The 19433-nt window shown below is 67.6% G+C and carries 12 protein-coding genes; 6 read left to right on the top strand and 6 right to left on the bottom strand.

The window, feature by feature from the left end; all coding sequences use genetic code 11:
* Position 1 precedes the first annotated feature (1 nt).
* The 4 genes from AYL44_RS12310 (at position 2) to AYL44_RS12295 (ending at position 5161) form a co-directional block, all read left to right on the top strand.
* The gene (locus AYL44_RS12310; RefSeq protein ID WP_157532674.1) at positions 2–1114 is read left to right on the top strand and encodes a polysaccharide pyruvyl transferase family protein; all 1113 of its coding nucleotides are present in this window, start codon (positions 2–4) and stop codon (positions 1112–1114) included.
* Positions 1111–2337, top strand: coding sequence for a glycosyltransferase family 4 protein (locus AYL44_RS12305; RefSeq protein ID WP_064003589.1), 1227 nt, complete (start codon positions 1111–1113; stop codon positions 2335–2337). Before AYL44_RS12310 ends, AYL44_RS12305 begins: the two co-directional genes overlap by 4 nt.
* A gap of 128 nt (positions 2338–2465) precedes the next feature.
* A complete protein-coding gene (locus AYL44_RS12300) occupies positions 2466–3872 on the top strand; it encodes a polysaccharide biosynthesis tyrosine autokinase (RefSeq protein WP_064003588.1) in 1407 nt (468 codons plus the stop codon).
* Complete coding sequence (locus AYL44_RS12295; RefSeq protein ID WP_157532672.1) at positions 3869–5161, top strand: hypothetical protein; 1293 nt, start codon at positions 3869–3871, stop codon at positions 5159–5161. The genes AYL44_RS12300 and AYL44_RS12295 overlap by 4 nt, the downstream gene beginning before the upstream one ends.
* Here AYL44_RS12295 and AYL44_RS12290 read toward each other — a convergent pair.
* Positions 5088–6155: an acyltransferase family protein gene (locus tag AYL44_RS12290; protein WP_064003586.1), complete on the bottom strand. Its 1068-nt coding sequence runs from the start codon at positions 6153–6155 to the stop codon at positions 5088–5090. The genes AYL44_RS12295 and AYL44_RS12290 overlap by 74 nt on opposite strands.
* A 1016-nt stretch (positions 6156–7171) precedes the next feature.
* Between AYL44_RS12290 and AYL44_RS14815 the strand changes: the two genes are divergently transcribed.
* Positions 7172–8746, top strand: a complete 1575-nt coding sequence (locus AYL44_RS14815) for a right-handed parallel beta-helix repeat-containing protein (protein WP_231872801.1) — start codon at positions 7172–7174, stop codon at positions 8744–8746.
* Between the two features lie 427 nt (positions 8747–9173).
* Positions 9174–9827: a glycosyltransferase family 4 protein gene (locus tag AYL44_RS14810; RefSeq protein WP_331709491.1), complete on the top strand. Its 654-nt coding sequence runs from the start codon at positions 9174–9176 to the stop codon at positions 9825–9827.
* On the opposite strand, the gene AYL44_RS12275 is transcribed toward AYL44_RS14810, so the two are convergent.
* The 5 genes from AYL44_RS12275 to AYL44_RS12255 all read right to left on the bottom strand — a co-directional run bounded on the left by AYL44_RS12275 (position 9811) and on the right by AYL44_RS12255 (position 19191).
* Positions 9811–10923: a glycosyltransferase family 4 protein gene (locus tag AYL44_RS12275; protein ID WP_197471655.1), complete on the bottom strand. Its 1113-nt coding sequence runs from the start codon at positions 10921–10923 to the stop codon at positions 9811–9813. The two genes, AYL44_RS14810 and AYL44_RS12275, sit on opposite strands and share 17 nt — an antisense overlap.
* A 22-nt stretch (positions 10924–10945) precedes the next feature.
* Positions 10946–16402 (bottom strand): PKD domain-containing protein, encoded by a 5457-nt coding sequence (locus tag AYL44_RS12270; RefSeq protein WP_231872799.1) that lies wholly within the window; start codon positions 16400–16402, stop codon positions 10946–10948.
* Positions 16403–16700: 298 nt separating this feature from the next.
* On the bottom strand, positions 16701–17462 hold the full coding sequence (locus tag AYL44_RS12265; RefSeq protein ID WP_064003584.1) for a DUF4352 domain-containing protein: 762 nt from the start codon (positions 17460–17462) through the stop codon (positions 16701–16703).
* Positions 17463–17510: 48 nt separating this feature from the next.
* Positions 17511–18464 carry a glycosyltransferase family 2 protein gene (locus tag AYL44_RS12260; protein WP_064003583.1) on the bottom strand — a complete coding sequence of 318 codons (954 nt, stop codon included), beginning with the start codon at positions 18462–18464 and terminating at the stop codon, positions 17511–17513.
* Positions 18454–19191: a CDP-alcohol phosphatidyltransferase family protein gene (locus tag AYL44_RS12255; RefSeq protein ID WP_064003582.1), complete on the bottom strand. Its 738-nt coding sequence runs from the start codon at positions 19189–19191 to the stop codon at positions 18454–18456. The genes AYL44_RS12260 and AYL44_RS12255 overlap by 11 nt, the downstream gene beginning before the upstream one ends.
* Between the last annotated feature and the right edge of the window lie 242 nt (positions 19192–19433).

Here is a 19433-nt window from a genome sequence, read left to right as displayed (position 1 = left end):
CGTGAAGCTCGCCCAGGTCGGCGATTTCTCCGTGTCCAACTGGAGCGACCGGCTGTATCCGGGCGTCACCCGGCGTCTTCTCCGTCGCATCGGGATGGAGGCTGAAGTCGCCCACTTCGCCCCGCTCGCCGGTGCCACCCTCGCCGGGGAGCCGATCCGACCGCTCCGCGAGATCCGCCGCTCGAAGGTCTCCGCGGTGCTCGTCGGGGGCGGGGATCTGATCCGGCTGGACACCGCCACCGTCGCACTCGATCACATGGCGATTCCGGAGGACCAGCGCCGAGGTCGTCTTCTTCGCCTGCGCGCCGAACTGTTCGCGCGGAGGCACTTCCTCACCGGGCCGGGTGCGTGGCTTCCCGACGCGGATTGGGTGCCCGGGACGCCGACCGTTCTGGTGTCCGTCGGGGCGCGTCGAATGGCGCACGACGCTCGAGCCCGCGCCGCGGTGAGTCGCCTGGAGGGCGTCTGGGTTCGGACGTCCGACGCCGCGCATCAGTTCGAGGCCGCCGGCGTGCGCCCCGAACGCATCGTCCGCGCGCCCGACATGTTCTTCGCCCATCCCGCCCTCTCAGACCAGCCCGCATCCGCCGAGCGCGGCCATCAGATCGTGCGAGACCGGCTCGGTGTGGACGAACCGCTCGTCGTCTTCCATGCAGCAGCGATCCACGGCTGGCCGGAAGCGCGTGTCGAGGCGGCGCTCCGCTCTCTGAGAGGCTTGCCAGTCGCGGTCCTGTCGCTCGGTGCGCATGCGGGCGAGGACCGAGCGCTCACCGCCGCAGCTCAGCGGACGAGGACCAGCGCTCTCATCGGATTGAAGGCGGAGGAGATCATCTACGTCCTTGCGTCCGCAGGGGTCGTGTTCACGACGAGCCCGCATGTCGCGATCGTCGCGGGCTCGTTCGGGACGCCCGTGCTCACCCCTGGCGTCGCGAAGACCGCCGACGTGTTCTCTGTCTGCCCCTCCCCACCACAGGTCGAGGGGGTCAGCGACGAAGATCTCGCTGACACCGTTCGCGCTCGCAGGGGGAAGCGCGCCCACCACGACCACGCTCCGAACGCGGCCGCGGCGACGACGGCGCTCGCGTCGGTCCTGACGATGGCCGGTGTCCTGTGACCACGCCGAGGACGGTCCTCGCGGCCCATCCGGGTGCCGAGCTGTTCGGATCGGATCGGATGTTCCGCGAATCGGTCGCCGGTCTCATCGACGGCGGGTCACGCGTGGTCGTCGCGATCCCTACGAACGGTCCGCTCATCGACGAGCTCCGCTCGCTCGGCGCCGACGTGGTCATCGCACCCGGTCTCGTGCTGCGCAAGGCGCTCCTGCGACCTTCGGGGTGGATCCGCCTGATCAGGGAGACGTTCCGAGGACTCGGTTCGGCGTGGCGCATCATGCGCCGTGTCCGGCCGGACGCGGTGTACGTGAGCACCATCACCATTCCCCTGTGGCCCCTCATCGCACGACTGCGACGTGCTTCCGTGATCAGCCACGTGCATGAAGCGGAGGCATCCGGGAACGCTCTGGTCAACCGGCTGCTGTACCTCCCTCATCTGCTGTCGGACGAGGTTCTGGTCAATAGCCGCTTCAGCCAGGCGACCATCCGACACGTGCTACCGAATCTCGCGGCACGGACCGAAGTCGTTCTCAACGGAGTCGTGGGGCCCACGAGCCCGTCGCCTCTGCGAGCCGGCCCGGACGGCGCCCTGCGTGTGCTCTACATGGGCCGATTGTCACCCCGGAAGGGGCCGGACCTCGTGATCTCCGCCGCGGCACTCCTCGCGGGCGACGGCGTGCCCGTCGACGTCACGCTCGTCGGCGACACCTTCCCTGGGTACGAGTGGTTCGGCGAGCAATTGCGGCTGCAGGCCGAGAGCGCGCCGGAGCGAATGTCGGTGAGGTTCGCCGGGTTCCAACCGGACGTGTGGAGCTTCGTCGCTGACACCGACGTCGTGGTGGTGCCGTCACGCATCGACGAGCCGTTCGGAAACACCGCCGTCGAGGCTGTCCTCGGTCTGCGCCCTGTCGTCGTCGCCGACACCAGTGGGCTCCGAGAGGCGGCGGACGGCTACACGACGGCGCGCATGGTCCCCGTGAACGAACCTGCCGCCATCTCCGACCAGTTGCGGGCGATCACCGAGTCGTGGGCGAGCGTTCGCGCCGACGTCGAGCGCAGTCGCGCAGAGGCCCTTCGGCGACACGCCCCCGAGTCGTACCGAGCAGCGGTGCGACGTCATGTCGAGCGTGCCGTGCGATCCGGATCGACGTCGGCGGACGGGTTCCGGCGTCGAGGCAGCGCACGTCGCGACAGGCCTGGTACGAGCGCACGCGATACGACATAGAATGCGGGAAACAAGAGCATCCGCTGGGGCCGCTGGGGGGCGCACCGGGTGCTGTGGGGGGGACCTGTCATCGTGATCGACGTCGAACGTGCAATGAACGCGCTTCCAGGAGAGTCGGGGCTCCGACGGTGAGCCTCAACGACTACTTCTCGGCTCTCCGCAAACAGTGGTTCGCCATCGCCGTACTGGTGCTCCTCGGCGCGGCGATCGCCTACGGTTACGCGCAGACGCAACCGAACGTGTACCGCGCCCAGGCGTCCGTCGTCGTCCTGCCGACCCGCGGCGACAGCACCGCCGAGCTGGTCCAGGGCTCGAGCTACGTCCAGAGCCTCGTGAGCACGTACGCGCTGGTCGCGACATCACCCGTGGTGCTGGAACCGGTGATCGACAGTCTCGGACTCACGATCACGCCGCGCGCGCTCGCCGCGCAGGTCGTCGTCGAGACGCCTTTGGACTCGGCAGTGCTCAACATCTCGGTGAGCGGAGGATCGTCGACGGGGACGGCGGCGATCGCGAACGCGATCGCCGAGGAACTCTCGGATGCGGTCGAGGGCCTGTCACCCCAGACGACCACGTCCGGACCGGCGGTGCGTATCGAGACCATCAGCCCCGCCACCGAGTCCCGCGATCCCATCGCGCCCAACACGCGACTGCTGATCGTCGTAGGCGGGCTCATCGGGCTCGTCATCGGCATGGTGTACGCCTGGCTGCGACGACTGCTCGCCACGCGGCTGCAGTCCCGCGAAGACATCGCGGCGCTCACTGAGACTCCCGTCCTCGGCGAAGTCACCGGCGTCGGTCATGGGGCCACCCTCCCTGACGCCGTGCGGCGCGCGGAGACCGGCCTGGCCGCCGAGTCGATCCGCGGTGTGGCCGCCGGGCTCCGGTTCGCCAACGTCGACGGCGACACGAGCGTGATCCTCGTGACCTCGGCGACGTCCAACGAGGGCAAGTCCTCGGTCGCCCTGTCGACTGCCTTGATCCTCGCAGAACAGGGTCAGCGGGTCCTCCTCATCGACGCCGACCTGCGACGTGGATCGATCGCGAAGATGACCGGCCTCGAGGGTGGCGTCGGTGTCACGACGATTCTCGTGGGCGACATCGGGTTCGCCGACGCCATCCAGCACTGGGGCACCCGCAACTTGAGCGTCCTCCCCAGTGGGACGATCCCGCCGAACCCGGGTCAGCTGCTCACCTCGGACCACCTGCGAGACCTCGTGGGCGACGCGCGCAAACGGTTCGATGTCGTCGTGATCGACAGCCCGCCCGTCCTGGCCGTCAGCGACCCGCTGTGGCTGGCTCCGGTCGTGGACGGCATCCTCGTGGTCGCTCGTTACCGGTTCACCAAGCGGCATGCGCTCCGACGCACGCTGGACGAGCTCGAGTCGACCCGGACGAGGATCCTCGGCGTCGTCCTCAACGCCGTCAAGCGCGTCGACTCGAGCCCGTACCACGACAACGGTTCCTCGATCCCGCAGCCGTGGCGGTGGCGCAAGAGCGATCGTCGGGGTGGGAGATCGAAGCCGCGGCCATGAGCCCGCGTACGACCGCAGCCGACAGTGCGGACATTTTCACCCGCAGATGGACGGCGGAATCAGTCTTCGCGATCCTCCTCTGCGTCATCGTCGGACTCCGCATCGCGCTCCCGTTCAACGCCCCCGCGGGTGGAGTCATCGGGTTGCTGCTCGTCCCTCTCTGGCTGCCTCTGCTGCGGCGGGCTCGACTGTTCGTCGCACTGGCCGCCCTCCTGGTCGCCGCCGCCGTCGCGGGCGTGCTCCTCACATGGTGGATGTCCACCGATCACCTCGCACTCCCCTCGAGCCTGGTCGAACGCAGTGCTCTCGCGCTGGGTCTGCTCGGCGCCGTCGGCACCCTTCTCTGGGCACGGACCGTCATCGGACTGTCGGCGGTGTCGATCGCGTACGGGGTGGGCATGACACTCGGCATCCTCGGGGAGATCGACGCCAGCGCGAGCTGGCGATTCACTTTCTCGATCCCGCTCACGATCCTCCTGATGTCCATCGCCGCGCGGGGAGACCGATTGATGCCGCAGCTCGTCATCGTCGTTGTGCTCGCGGCGGTCGGGGTGCTGAATGACGCGCGCTCGAATACGGCGATGCTGCTCCTGGCGGCTGTGGTCCTCATCTGGCAACGGATCGGTCGAGCCTCGGGGTCCGGACGTCGCCGGGCGGGCAACGTCGTCGGAGTCGTCCTCTTCGGCATCGCCGTCTTCTTCGTCGCGCAGGCGGCGATCCTGGAGGGATTCTTCGGCGAAGCGACCAAGGATCGGACCCAGGCGCAGATCAGCACATCCGGCTCGCTTCTGCTCGGGGGCCGCCCCGAGATCGCCGCATCCGAAGCCCTCATCCGGCTGAACCCGTGGGGGATGGGCTCGGGCATCGTCGCCTCGCCGACCGACGTCACCGCGGCGAAGTCCTCGATGGCGGCGATCGGCTACGACCCTCACAACAACTATGTCGACAGGTTCATGTTCGGCGGTGGCATCGAGGTCCACTCGATGGTGGGCGACTTCTGGCTGTGGTTCGGCCTCCCCGGGCTCGCAGCGTGCGCGATCGTCGCCGTCATCGCGGGCATGGGGCTGGAGCGTGCGCTGCGAGAGGGCGCGTGCACCGTACTCGCGGTTTATCTCGCGACGCGCCTGATGTGGGATCTTGCCTTCAGCCCTGCGGTGTCGGCGATGAAGACGCTCCCGCTGGCACTCATCGTGTTGGCGGTGCCCGTGTCCGCCGTCATCGCGCAGCGCTCGTCGGCCCGGCAGGGTGCGCCACAAGGAGCCGCGGCGGCGGATCGAAGAGGAACCTGAAGAACGTTCGTCGCGAGATCCGATACAGGCCCAGCGAGAGTCCGATCGCGGCGAGTGCGGCGGCCGCCGGCAGCACGGGGGCCGCGGAGCGGACCACCGCGTGGTCCGCGATCAACGAGACAGCGGCAGCGAGCAGGATGACGATGGGCGTGTGCGCGAGGTAGACGGGCAGGGTCCGAGAGCCCAGCCCCACGAGCCACGCGGACCTCTGCAGGACCTGACTGATGGCGATACCCGCGAGCACGCCCAGGCAGGCAAGGGCGGGATACAACCCGGGGAGCCCGCTCAGGTCGAACACGGTGACAGCCCACGCCGCCGCAGCCCATGAGACGAACACGAGGCTGCGGAGGATCCATCCGCTGCGCGCCGCATAGGCGAACAACGCGCGCCGCCAGGTCATCCCGATGAGGAAGAACACGTAGTACTTGCAGACACCCGTCCAGCTCGGCGAGGGGAATGGAAGGATGCCGGTGAACCCGATGACGGACGCGAGGGCGGCGATGGGCAGAGTGACGGCCGTCGGCACGGCGCGCAGCGCCTTGTTGAGGAGGAAGAACAGGGCCAGCGCCCAGATGAACCAGAGCTCGAAACGAGGGATCAGCGGAGAGATCGCGGTGTCGAAGACCTCTCGCCGTGGATTGATCTCGATCCCGTGTGCGGCTTGACCGAGCAGATACGGACCGAGACCGAGCACCTCCCAGAGCAGAAAGACCCACACGAAGAGGCGGAGCTTGGCGTTCCAGAGTTGCGCGAGCGGCGCCTTCGCCCATTTGGCGGCGAACAGACCGGCCAGAGTGAAGAACAAGGGCATCCGCATCGTGGCGAGCAGGTCGTTAATCCACAACCACCCCGAAACATCGCCCGCCACTCCCGCGAACCAGCGCGCCGAGTGGAACAGTACAACCAGCGCGATCGCCAGGCCCTTGCCGGCATCCACCCATTCGACCCGGCCGTCGCGCGACGGCTGTTCCGATCGCCACAGCGAACCCCACACGATGACCCCCCATCATCAGCGCGGACCAAGCCCCGTCCGCAGAACGCCGTGCACCCCTGCACAGATGAAAAGTGTCTCATGGCACGCGGCTGAGAGCACGCTCCGTGTTCTGATGAGCATTCATCCACGCCACCCCCCCCACCCGAAGGCGACCCGCTGATATGACACATCCTCCTGCCCTTGCGCGTGCCCGATTCCGCGTCCGGGCCGCCGCCACCGCTGTAGCGTTCGCCCTCATCGCGGCGGGATCCGCCGTGACCGCACCAGCGGCGACCGCAGCAACGCATGTCCAGGACACCTTCAGCCGCACCGAGGCGGAGGGGTGGGGCACGTCGACCTCCGGCGATGCGTGGACCGTTTCCTCTCCGCGATCGACGAGCGTCCGCGACGGAGCTGCGGCGATCGCTCTGACGCCCGGATCGTCCACGGAGCAGGCGGCCCGCTCGACCTCGCTCGCCGACGCTGTCCTGGGAGCCACCGTCTGGCCGGAGAAGCCGACGACGACGGGGAACGGTTCGACCGTCTCGCTGGCACTCCGATCCGACGGCAAATATTCGTACCAGGCCCGGGTCGGGTTCGGAAAGACGGGTGTCAACCTCTGGATCAGCCGGTTCGACGGCGGTTCCGGCCGAGAGGCCGTGCTCCGTTCGGTGAAGCCGATCTCGAGCCTTCCAGCCGGAGGGCGCATCAACGTCGAGTTCTCGGTGACCGGTTCATCCCCGGTCCAGCTGCGCGCTCGCATCTGGACTCAGGGGTCGACCAAGCCCGCGTGGCAGGCGGTCTACGACGACACCAGTGCACAGCGCATCTCACGCGCGGGATACCCAGCCATCGCGTCCTACCTGTCGGGGAGCTCGCCGTCCTCGACCGTGCGTCTCGACGACGTCGGAGTCTCGGACCCCGCGTCCACCTCACCCGCACCGACACCTACAACGCCCCCCGGCAGCGATAAGGCTGTGGGCAGCGCTCCCGTCGGCTCGACGACGTACCCCGTTCCCGCGCGCGCGATCTTCGTCGTGCCCAAGGGAACGCAGACAGGCTCCGGCACGGCGGGCGATCCGTACGGAAGTGCCGCGTACGCGGTCTCGAAGGCACCGTCCGGATCGACGATCGTCCTCCGGGGGGGCAGGTACCGCGAGTACGTCTACGTCGGCTACAACAAGGCGCTGACCATCCAGGCCTACCCCGGCGAAGCGGTGTGGTTCGACGGCAGTTCACCGGTGACCGGCTGGGTCAAATCGGGCAACGTGTGGGTGAAAACCGGCTGGACCCACAGATTCGACCACACCGTGTCGTTCACGGCTGGTATGGATGAGACCCGCCGGTTCGTCGACGGCACGAACCCGCTCGCCGGATATCCCGATCAGATATGGATCAACGACAAGCCCCTCACCCAGGTCGGCTCGGCGAGCGCGGTGACGGCCGGCACGTTCTATGTGGACGAAGGCGGGAAGCGTCTGCTGGTCGGCTCCGACCCATCGGGTAAGAAGGTGGAGGCCAGCACACTGACGCGCGCCTTCAAGATCCAGGGCAAGCACACCACACTGCGCGGGTTCGGTGTCGAACGATACGCGACGACCCTCTCGATGATGGGAACAGTCACCGCGGAGGTCGACGACATCACCTTCGAGAACATGGTCGTGCGGGACAACGCCACGGTCGGTGTTTTCGCCTGGAACGACGTCAAGAAGTTCCACCGGGTCACACTGCAGGGCAACGGCTTGCTGGGCCTCGGCGCCAACAAAGTAGCGGGCCTCGCGCTGACCGATTCGATCATCAGGGGGAACAACACGCAGAGCTTCAAGCCCGCACCTGTCTCGGGCGGAGTGAAGATCACCGATTCGAACGATGTCCGCATCGACGGGAACATCGTCGATGACAACGACAGCGCCGGGGTGTGGTTCGACATCAACTCGCGGGATGTCGAGGTGACGAGCAACACCGTCGCCGACAACAGGACCGCCGGTGTTCAGCTCGAACTCAGCCAGCAGGCCACCGTCGCGGACAACGTGTTCTCGCGGAACGGTGCCGACATCCATGTGATGAACAGCGGCGACGTCCGGATCTGGAACAACACCATCGACGCTGGCGGGCGAGCCATCTTGTTCTGGCAGGATGAGCGCCGTCAGACGAACACGGCTCTGAAGACCGTCGCCCCGTGGGTTCTGGACGACGTCGTCGTGCGGAACAACGTGATCTCCTTCAGCACCGAGTCGGGCTCCTGCCCGATCCTCGCTCAGGACATCGAGCGTCGACTCGCCGGCGCCGGCGTCGGCGCATGGATGGAGAACAACCTGTATTACCGGCGCGACTCGTCGACGCCGACGAACCTCGCCTGCTGGGCGAACGGATCCTCGGGAACCAAAAGCCTGAAGACCCTTTCGGAGGTGGCGGCTTTCACGGGGAACGACAAGAGCTCCGCGCTGTGGACGGGTAGCCCGATCCTCACGTCGTCGCTCGCGTTGCGCAGCGACGTGCTCACCACCCCACGCGCGTCGCTCGGCGGGCTGCCGTCGGACATCGCCGCAACCCTCGGCGTCGGCGCGGGCACCAAGCGCCCGGGCGCATTCACCGCTCCGCTCGATCGATGATCCCTCCCCGTAGCCACGCGTCACTCGCGACGCATACGATGTGATCGTGGCTACGGGGGGTGGTGCGGGCGTCGTCGTCTTCTATCCCGCTCGTCGCGACCTGTCCGAATGGCGCGAGCGCCACGCAGTGGGCGCGGCCCCGGATCGGTGGCCGTACGGGCTGGATCGACTCGATGAGCTCCTCGCCGGCGTCACGGCAAGGAACCTCCCGGACGTGTCATCAGTGGGGCGTGCCTCCCGACGAGTGAGGGCGCTCTTCCCCCCCGGGCGGCGGCCCGGGTGTCCGGTGGGAATCACATGGGACGAGAACGCGGGAGCCCTCCTGTCGACTACCGGCTCGCTGAGCGCACGCTACTCGGGGGTCGTCTGGCTCACCGACAGCGTCGCACGACGAGGAGAATCGCCGTTCCGAGGATTGCGACGTTCGATGAGACGGATGGACGGACTGTGGGTCCTCTCGGATGCTCAGACTGCTCCCCTCACCGAGTTCCTCGGCTCCGGGGCACCGCCCGTCCACTACGTCCGTTTCGGAGTGGACCACGACTTCTTCCGGCACGTGGCGTACCCCAGGCGTCCCCTCATCGTGAGCGTCGGCGGCGACCGCGACCGAGATCCGGAGACTCTGCTCCGTGCGATGGCTGCATTGCGACGTTCCCGTCCCGATGTCGAGATCGTGGTGCAGAGCAAGACCAGCATCGATCCGCCTGACGGCGTGACGGTCGTCCCGTATCTCACGCACGCCGAGCTGCGCGATCTTTACGCGCGTGCGTCCGTGGTCACCATAGCGACCCGCCCGAACCTTCATGTGTCGGGCATGACGGTAGGCCTGGAGGCTCTGTCCACGGGTCGCCCGCTGGTGATCACGCGCACGCCCGGAATGGACGACTACTTCGGGGGGACCTCAGCGGTGCGCATGGTCGACGTCGGAGACGCCGACGGGCTCGCTCGCGAGACCCTGGCACTGCTCGACGATCCGGCGTCCGCGTCCGCCGCGGGGGCGGCTGCGCGCGACCACGTCGAGGGGGCCTTCACCACTGCGCATCTCGCTCGGCGAATAGCTGACGTCATCCGATCCCGGTAGGGTCGCCGGCTCGATGCATCCATTCGTGGGCTGCATGCCGCCCGTCGACGGACGGCAGGTCCGAACGCACGTGCGCGGGCCGGCGGGAGCTGCCGACCGCCTCGATGAGCGCCTCCCCGAGGCTGGCCGAAGCCTCCCCCTCCGGGATCACCCAGTGACCATGGCGCGAGAGCCACTCCGCGATGCCGGTCTCCGTGGTCGTCACGACGAGGCACCCGGCCGCCAGCCCTTCCACGATGGGCAGCCCCACCTGCTCCCGCCACAGCGGTCGACGACGGGAGGGCAGCACGAGGACTTTCGCCTCTCGGAGGAGCTGTGCGATGTGGGCGCGAGGGGGCTCGAGGACCGTGGTGACCCTCTCATCGGCTGATGCGAGAGCCGATGCCTCTTCGGAGCCCGCGCCGCGCCCGACGATCAGCAGACGAGCACGGGGCACCGCCGCCCTCACCCGGGGCCACGCAGCGACGACGTCGGGGAAGCCCTTCCTCTCCGACAGATCGCCGAGGAACATGATGACCGGATCACGTGCGGCATCCGTCCCCTCTGCCGGCGCGGGGAGAGCCTCGATCAGCGTGCTGTCGGGCCGGCCCTCTGTTTCACCGAAGACCCTGACATACACGTCTCGCGCGCCGGCTGTGCCGTATACGATCCGGTCCAACGATCGCCACAAGATGGGTGTGGCAAGGTGACGCAGTCGGTGGCGGATCCTCGCCTTCGGCGGAAGGTTCCGTACCAGCACGTCGGGATCGAAGTTCTCGATGGCGTAGGAGACGGCTAGGGGACGCGGTCGGCGTCGGACGGCGGCTCGGAACCGTGCCGCAGCGATGAACAACACGCTCGGCAACGACGAATCACCCGAGAGCGGCTCGTTCACCTCGACGATGTCGACGTCCGTGGACAGTGCATAAACGACCGACCGCCACAGACCCCGACGCTGCGCGTTCGATGCCTCTACGAGGGACGGGTCGAAATCGTATCTGGTGCGGCGGTACAGGATGACGGGCCGCGGCTCGACCGCCGCGGCCCGCTCCAGATGCGCGCTCCTCACCACCTCGTAGAGCTGGACGACACGCAGGTCTCGAGCGATCGAGTTCACTCGCTCCGCACGCCTCCTACGGTCACGGTGCTGCGACGATCTCGAGGTCATCGAACCTCAGCGCAACCGGCACATTCGCCGTCGCGCTCGGAAGGTAGCCGTAGAACCCGGCAGATCCCGGCCCCTGCAGCGCGGCGGTCGCATCGGTGCGCTCGATCTGCCAGGCGGTCGGCTCGGTGTCGCCGTCCTTCCAGAACTTCGCAGCGATCGCGGTCGTGGTCGTCGTCTTGGTGTCGATCTCGAAACGGTAGGTCTGTCCTGCCGCGACCGTCAGCCCCGCCGGCGACACTGCTGCGCCGACCGACGTGCTGTCACCGCGGAGGACATTGAGCTTGACGGCTCCGTCCGCCGCGATCCGAGCCCGAACGAGCCACTGGGTGGTCCCCACCCGACGAGCGATGACGCCGACGTACATGCCCTCGTTGACCTTGTCGACAGTGAACGACCCGCTCAGCGTCGTGGACGTGCTGTCGATGACAGGCGTGTCGGCGAAGAGCGACGTCCCTGCACCGACGGAGAACGTGCCCTTTCCGTCGGCGACCGAGAAGCGGGTCGATGCACCGCGGGTCGTCCACGCCGCCCCGCTGTCCGAGATCCCCCAGCCGGCGGTCGTCGAGCGGCCGAATGTATCGGCGAAGAGCACACCTGGCGCGGGCGCCGTCACCGTCACCTGCTGCGTCTTGGTGTCCGTCGCCCCGTCATCGTCGGTCACGGTCAGGCTGATCGTGTAGGTCCCGGCGACGCGATAGGTGTACGAGGCCGTGGCGCCTGTCGCTGTGCCCCCGTCGGCATCCCCGAACTGCCAGTCGTACGACGCGACCGTGCCGTCGGAGTCGGTTGACGTCTTGCCGTCGACCGCAACTGTGAGACCTGCCGGTGTCCGTGTGAACGCCGCCGTCGGCGCCACGTTGGCGGCGGGCGCGGCGACCGTCACCTCGTGGGTGACCGTAGCCGTCGCGCCGTCGTCGTCGGTTACCGTCAGCCGCACGGTGTACGTCCCCGCCGCCTCGTAGGTGTGCGACACCTTGGCCCCGGTGCCGACGCTTCCGGCCGGGTCACCGAACTGCCACGCATACGATGCGATGGAACCGTCGGAGTCCGATGACCCCGCACCGTCGACGTCTACCTTGAGGCCGTTCTTCGTGTGCGTGAACGCCGCTGTCGGTGCGGCGTTGGCCGTCGGAGGCACTCCGGCATCCGGGTCCGCGGCGACAATGCGGTCGAAGGAGACGGTCACAGGGTCGTTCGTCACCGCAGCGGGAAGGAATCCGAAGACCCCGATCCGACCGGGCGCCTGCAACGCAGCCGTCGCATCGGTGACCTCACGCTGCCAGGTGGGCTCAGCTCCCGAGGCAGGCCACACCTTCGCCTTGAGCGACGTCGGCGACGTTCCGGTGACGTCGAACGTGGCGTGGTACTTCTGCCCGGCCTGGATCGTGAACGGCAGCAGGAACGAGGAACCGATCGCCGTCGAACCGTTGCGCAGTACATACAGGCGGCCGGTCCCGTCCGCACTGATCCTCACGCGGAGGACATAGCTGTCCGCGCCGATCTGACGTCCGGTGACGGCGACGTACGTACCCTCGGCGAGCTTGTCGACGGAGAATGTGGCGTCGACGCGGACTCGATCGGTGTTCACCGACGTGGCGTCGGCGTACACCGTGGTCGCCTTCGGCAGGATCAGATTCCCGCTTCCATTCGCCACCGAGTACCGGCTGGCCACCGAACGCAGCGACCAGGCGCCTCCGATGTCGGCGGTGCCCCATCCCGACCCCGCGGTCCTCGAGAATTCGTCAAGGAACAGGGGCTTGGCCGCGGACGGGGCTTTCACCGTCACCGTTGCGGTCTTCGAATCCGTCGCACCGTCGTCATCGGTCACTGTGAGGGTGATCGTGTACTCGCCGGCGCTCTCGTAATCGTGCGACGCTGTCACGCCGGTGGCGGTCTCCCCGTCCCCGAACGCCCAGGAGTACGAGGCGATCGTGCCGTCGGTGTCCGTGGAGGCCGCACCCGTGACGGAGACCGAAAGGTCGGCCACCGTCGAGGTGAATGCAGCCGTCGGCGCCGCGTTGACCGGTGCCGTGACGACCACATCGAGTGTGGTCTTCGCGGTCGCGCCGTCGTCGTCCGTGACCGTCAGCGTGACGGTGTACGAGCCGGCCTCGGCGTACGTGTGGCTCGGCGACGGTGCCGTGTCGGTGCGTCCGTCCCCGAAGTCCCATGCGAATGCGGCGATCGACCCGTCACTGTCCGTCGAACCGGAGGAGGAGAACGTCGCATCGAGACCGACGGCGCTCCATGCAGCCTGTGCGGTCGGAGGCTCGTTGGCGATGACCGTGATGGGCACCTGAATGGAGTTCGTGGCGCCGTCGTCGTCGGTCACCTCGAGCGTGACCGTGTAGTCCCCGCCCGCACGGTAGCGGTGCGAGGGGTTGACTTCCGTCGACGTGTCGCCGTCGCCGAAGTCCCACGCGTACGACCCGATCGTTCCATCGGGATCCGTTGACCCCGACCCTTGGAAGGACGCGGCGAGGTGATCGAGCGAGTAAGTCACCTGCGCCGTCGGGGCCAGGTTCGGCGTCTGACCCGTCGAGCCGACGGCGTAGTGCTGGGAGACCTCGGCTGCGGTGAGTGCGCGGCCGTAGATCGCGGTCTCGTCATAGCTGCCCGTGAGGAACGGCGACGACGAGCCCCACGTGGTGTCACCGCCGACCCGCCAATAGCCGTTGTACCCCTGCGCCTGCGTCTGCGGGTTCGTCCCCACCTGCACACCGTCGACGTACATCGCCATACCGGCAGGCCCCTGCGTCGCCACCAGGTGGTGCCACTGACCATTGTTGTAGGCCTTCGGCGATGTGATCGTGTTCGCCTGCCCGGTCCAGGTTCCGAACACGAGCTGTCCGTTGTCCTGCATGTAGACGTGTCGGTCGTAGTTCGAGGACGTGCCCGCCTGCGCATCTCCGAAGCCGATGATCTTGCCGCCCTGCGTAGAGGTCGTCTTGAACCAGGTCTCGGCCGTGAAGGACCCCGGCGACCCGAACTGCGCGACGGAATGCACGTTGGACCAGCCCGAGAGAGCAATGCCGGGGTCCGTCGTCCCCGAGATCGCACCGGGCACATCGCGCGTCACGGTGCCGGCGATGGCACCGGCGTACCCCGAGACGCTGCTGTCTGCGACGTTCGTCCCCGACTTCTCGCTGTAGCGCCAGTAGAGGTCCGGTTCGGAGTTGTACACGACGGCGCCGTAGGCGTCGGTCGGAGCGTCGGGCACATCCAGCGTCCGCCCCGACTTGCGGTAGTGCGACTGCACCTCCGCCATCGTGAGCGCCTGCCCGTACACGGCCACATCATCGATGGTGCCGGAGAGGTGCGAGGAGGAGGGCTGGTTCGGCCATCCGCCGATGTTGTCGCCTCCGACCCGCCAGAAGCCGGAGTACGACTGGGCTGTCGTCGTGTCCGCGCGCTGCGCGACCCGCTTTCCGTCGAGGTACAGCTTCATCCCGTCGGCACTCATGCTGGCCACGATGTGGTGCCATTGGCCGTCGTTGTAACCGGCACCGGAGTTGAGCGTCCGCACCCCGCCGGGATAGACGCCGAACCAGATACGGCCGTCGTTGTCCATGTACACGTGCCGGTCGTAGCTGTTCGAGTTTCCACCCGAGCTGTTGCCGAAACCGATGATCTTGCCACCGGATGTGGAAGTCGTCTTGACCCAGCTCTCGACCGTGAACGTGTCGGGACCCTCGATCGAGTCCGTCGTGGCCCCGAACGCCCCGTTCGAGAAGGTCTTGGCGGTGTCCGGATCGGATGCGATAGCACCCGCGGCGGACTCCACCGTACCGGTGATCGTCAGGTCAGATGTTCCGGCCCAGTCGCTGGAGCTCGCGGAGTCCGGGTCGGAGAGGCGCCAGAAGTGCTCGGCGTCGTCTTTGAAGACGTCCTTCGCATAGTCGCCGAGGACCGCGTCCGAGACCGTCACGGTGATCCAGCTCGACTTGGCGACGTTGCCGTACGGATCGGTTGCGACCACGCGATAGCGGTGCGAGCTGCCCGGCTGCTGGTCGGCGTCGGTGAAGGTCTGCGTCTGCGGCTTCCAGAACACCGTCGAGATCGTCTTCTCCGCGATGGGCGCAGAAGACTCGGAGTCGCGATATACGCGGTAGGTCAGGGTGGTGTCGTCACGATCCCAGTTGGTCTCGTACCTCACCCGGACCTCGCCCGCGGAGAAGGACTTCGCGGAGAAGTTCCACGCGTCACCCGAGAATCGGGGACCCTGCTTGTTGGGCGCGAGGGCACGCGTGCCGTACCGCACGAGACCCTGCTGCCGGGTGCCGTTCACCACGGGGAATTCGCCACCGTAGATGACGTAGTCGGAGTTACCCGTAACCGTCCAGACGGCTTGGCCGGTGCCGGTGAAGCTGCCCGGCGTGGTCTGCGGGAACCAGTTCAACAGTTCGGGGCGCGGTGTTCCCGGGTGGTCCGGGTAGCCGTAGATGTCACCCGTGTTCGTCCCGCGCGCATCGGTGGTCCATGCGGTGGAGTGATAGAAGCTCCAGGGTTCGGTCTGGGGGAAGCCGCCACTGTTGCCGCAGTAGTGCTTGTGGCTGGCGGAGTAGGCGATGTCGTTGACTATCGCGATGTCGTACGTGTCGCCGTGGCAGTCCTCGATCCACGCGATGGCGCCGTCCGCCCAGTTCACGGCGAACGTGCCCTCCGTGTTACCGGTGCCGTTGAAGTGCCAGCCGGCCCCGTAGAACTTCGTTCCGTCAGTAGCGAGACTCATGAAGCCGGCGGTCTCACCTGCGTTGCGAACCTGCGTGTTCGCGGGGAGCGGGAGTCCGGCGCCGCTCGATGCGTCGGCGAGATACAGCCCGAAGCCCGGATTGTCACCGCCGCCGACCGACGTGAAGTTGCCGGAGAGGGCCACTCGGTCGCCGGCGGGGTTCACCGCGATGCTCTGCACCTGCCCGTTGTCGACGGGAACCGCGAACGGCTGGAGAGCTGTTCCGGTCGCATTCAGCTTTACGATGCGCTGTCGCGGCTGACCCGCGACGGAGGTGAAGTAGCCACCCACGAACACGCCGTCGGCGGTCGCATAGATCGTTTTCCCGATGTTGTTCAAGCCGACGGTCCCCGATACGAGCTTGCCGCTGGGGATGTCGAGGACGGCGAAGCGCTGCCGGTTCTGACCATCGACCTGACTGAAGGAACCCGTGACGTAGAGCTTCGTGCCGTCCGGAGACGCAGCGAGCTCGTTGATCCGATTGTTGAAGGTCGGAGCGAACGAGGCGATCAGCGCGCCCGTGGTCAGGTTGTAGGCGAGGATGTTGCCGCGCGCCGAGAGGTTGGTTCCCGGTGCCGCGCCCGCCGGTCGGGCGTTCGAGAACTGTCCAGCGGCGTACACCGTGTTTCCCACGATGACCTGGGACCACACCACGCCGCCGTCGATCTGCACGGTGGGAAGCGCGTCGGCCGTCACCGTCTGAGGGAGCGTCGACGGCGCAGCGGCCGGTGGCGAATCCGCCGCGATCGCCGCTGTCGGCACCACCCCAAACGTGAGTCCGGCCGCGACGACTGCCGCGATCATCATCGAAAAGGCCGCACGGCCTGCAGAAATCGTCCCCACGATTTACATCCCCTATATGCGCGTCGGCATTCCCACGCTGATCGCGTGGTGCTGACGGGTCCCCAGAAATCCCCCCAAAGGATTTCTCGCACAACATACGCCATAACGTGTGCTGAGCGCGACCTGTTTTCAGAATCGGCCCCTTGGCCGATCAGTCGATGTCGCCTTCGAAGGCGATCAGCGGGTCTGAAACGGACAGATCGACCTCGATGCGAACGTCGGCGCGCTGCCCCTCGGGCAGTTCGAAGACGAAGGCGCCTTCGGCCGTCTTTCCCGGCGCGACCTCGGACGGGAAAGCCCTGCCGGCCGGCTTCGTGACCGGACTGGCCTGCAGATCCGACGAGCCGGCGAACAGGGTGACAGCTGCGGTGGTGAGATCGATGGGCTTTGTGGAGCCGTTCTTCACCTCGACGGTGACGCGCACAGCCGGGCCGCTCACCTCACCGGGAAGGACGGCCTCCCCCGTGACGCTCTCGATGCGGCGCACCGACACCGTAGGCCCTCCGTCCACGGTGACGGGTGCCGCGAGGTCGGCCGGTGGAAGCGTCTCACGGGCATCGGGGGCCGGCGTGGACGGATCATCCGGCTCGGCCGAATCGGTTCCGGGCGTCGCCGCCGACCCGTCGGGTGTCTCCCCCGTCGCCGTCCCGCCCGGCGAGGCATCGGAGGAGGGCTCGCCGGCTCCGGGTGAGGCGCTCGAACCGACACGGCCCGGTGCCGCTGATACGCCGCCGCCGGTCAGTCCGACGGCGAGCGCGATGCCTCCCCCGATCACCACCACTGCGGCGACCGCCACTGCGATCATCGCCCTGCGTGGCGGGCGGCGCGGCTCGTCGCCGAGCAGGCGTTCGAACTCATCGCGATCACGCGCGAATGCTTCATCGTCCTTCATGCTGATGTCGTCCTCCCCCATGAACGTGCCGTCCTCCCCAGTGGACGCGCCGCACGATTCGCACAGATCCTAGCCCCTGGAGGCCGGCGTGACACCGTCGCCATCGGGCCTCAAGCCTTCATCCGCGATCCGACGTGCGTCGCGCACACCGCGCAGATAGGCCCGCCATGGCGCTGGCGACCTGAGCAGCTGCGCGCGCCCGCCACGGAGGATCACTTCACGAGCGGATGCCGTGACGCCCGCTCGCCAGCGACGGATCCCCTCGTCGTCGAGGAATCGAGTGGCGAAGAGCATCCGATTCCGGATGTTGAAGTAGTAATACGTCTCGGACTTGCTGCGATTCGTCTGACGACGCGATCGGTGGGTCGCCCCTTCGTCGTGCACGGCGACGGAGTCGGTCACCACCCGGAGCGTCCCGCCCGCGGCCACGACCCTGCGAGAGAAGTCAACGTCCTCCCAGTACAGGAAGTAGTCCTCGTCGAAGCCGCCCGTCACATGCCAGAGCGCGGCTGTGAACCACAGGCACGCCCCGGTCAGCCACTCCCAGGTCTCCTCGCCGGGGTACTGGGCCCGTTTGGCATGGCTGCGGGTGCGCCCGTCGACCAGCGAGACGTCCGACCCTGCGAACCAGACCGAGCCCCCGGGTGTCAAGATCCGTGGCGCGCACAGTGCGAGCGGGGAGTCCTCGGTCGCTCTCCGGAGCGTGCCGACGGCGTCCCCGTCGATCCGAGCGTCCGGGTTGAGCAGCAGCAGACCGGTCGCTCCCGCTTCGACAGCCGCGGCGACGCCGAGATTGACACCGCCTCCGAAACCGGTATTGACGTCGGGCTCGATGAGCGTCCAATGCTCCCGTCGGGAGAGGTCGCGCACGCGCTCGCGCTCGGCACCGGTCGTCGGGTTGTCGACCACCACGACGATGTCGGGCTCCGCCTCCGCCACCGTCGCGGCGAGGTTGGTCTCGAGGAGCGCGCTCGACCCGTAGTTCACGACGACGACGGCCCACCGTCCATCGTCAGCCGACACGGCGCATCTCGCGGAACCACTTAAGCGTCGCTGCGCTCAGGAAGAGCGCGTTGGCGGCGAACAGAGCGCCGTAGACCGCCAGGAACAGCGGCGACACACCCCACAGGAGAAAGGCGAGGCAGAGCACCCCGAAGTCAGTCGGCAGAAGGACCATCGACCGGCCGAAGGTACCGCCGCCGCGTGTGTGGGTGGACGCCACGCCGCGCGCGCCTTTCAGGAGGTCGTTCAGAATCATGCCGAAGAACGTCACGGTCGCGATCACGGAGTAGCCGATCGGGACGAGCAGGGCCACCTCGCCGAGGTCCCCGAAACGGTAGAGCCCGATCAGAACGGCCAAGTGCAGACTCGCGATCTTCAGGGCATCCACGAAGTGGTCCAGCCACTCACCCGCGATCGAGCCGCCGCCGCGGAGCCGAGCGACCTGACCGTCGGCGGAGTCCCACGCGTAGCCCGCCACGAGCAGCAGGGAGATGAGGACGCCGGACCACCATGACGGCGGCACCGTAGCGATGAGCGCGACACCGGTGAAGGTGTGGACGGCGCTCACGAGGGTGACGCGATTGGGTGTGAGGCCGAGCCGGTAGGCGATGGCGGCGAACAGCCGTCCGATACGACGGTTGACGTACACCGAGTACGCGGGCGCCCCGCGGGCGTGGCCCTTCTGCGCTCCGCGCAGTCTCGCCATCGTTTCGGCGAGATCGGGCGCGTTGGAATCTGTGGTCGTCATCGGGTTGCTCCTCGCAAGCGTCGTACGCGTGGGCTGCGGAGGGGCACCGCAACATGTTCCGGATCGGCGATCCCGGAGTCGGGGCGAACGGTGCGAGACATGGCACCGCACGCCTTCTGGATACGGGCGGTGACGCGCATCCACGCGACTCTCGCGCTCGCGTCCCCTACGAGCGAAGTCATTCGCGCCACCCCCAGTAGCTCGACATTCGCGGGCGCCGAAGGCGCCCATCCCCACGGACA

Source organism: Microbacterium oleivorans (genome assembly GCF_001644225.1).
Taxonomy (GTDB): domain Bacteria; phylum Actinomycetota; class Actinomycetes; order Actinomycetales; family Microbacteriaceae; genus Microbacterium; species Microbacterium gawkjiense.
The sequence above is the reverse complement of the archived record's forward strand: the minus strand, read 5'-3'. Positions and strand labels throughout refer to the sequence as shown.

Bases quoted from the DNA above. Each gene is read 5' to 3' on its own strand.
- AYL44_RS12295 (WP_157532672.1), top strand. From the start codon at position 3,869: ATGAGCCCGCGTACGACCGCAGCCGACAGTGCGGACATTTTCACCCGC.
- AYL44_RS14810 (WP_331709491.1), top strand. From the start codon at position 9,174: ATGAGACGGATGGACGGACTGTGGGTCCTCTCGGATGCTCAGACTGCT.
- AYL44_RS12265 (WP_064003584.1), bottom strand. From the start codon at position 17,462: ATGGGGGAGGACGACATCAGCATGAAGGACGATGAAGCATTCGCGCGT.
- AYL44_RS12255 (WP_064003582.1), bottom strand. From the start codon at position 19,191: ATGACGACCACAGATTCCAACGCGCCCGATCTCGCCGAAACGATGGCG.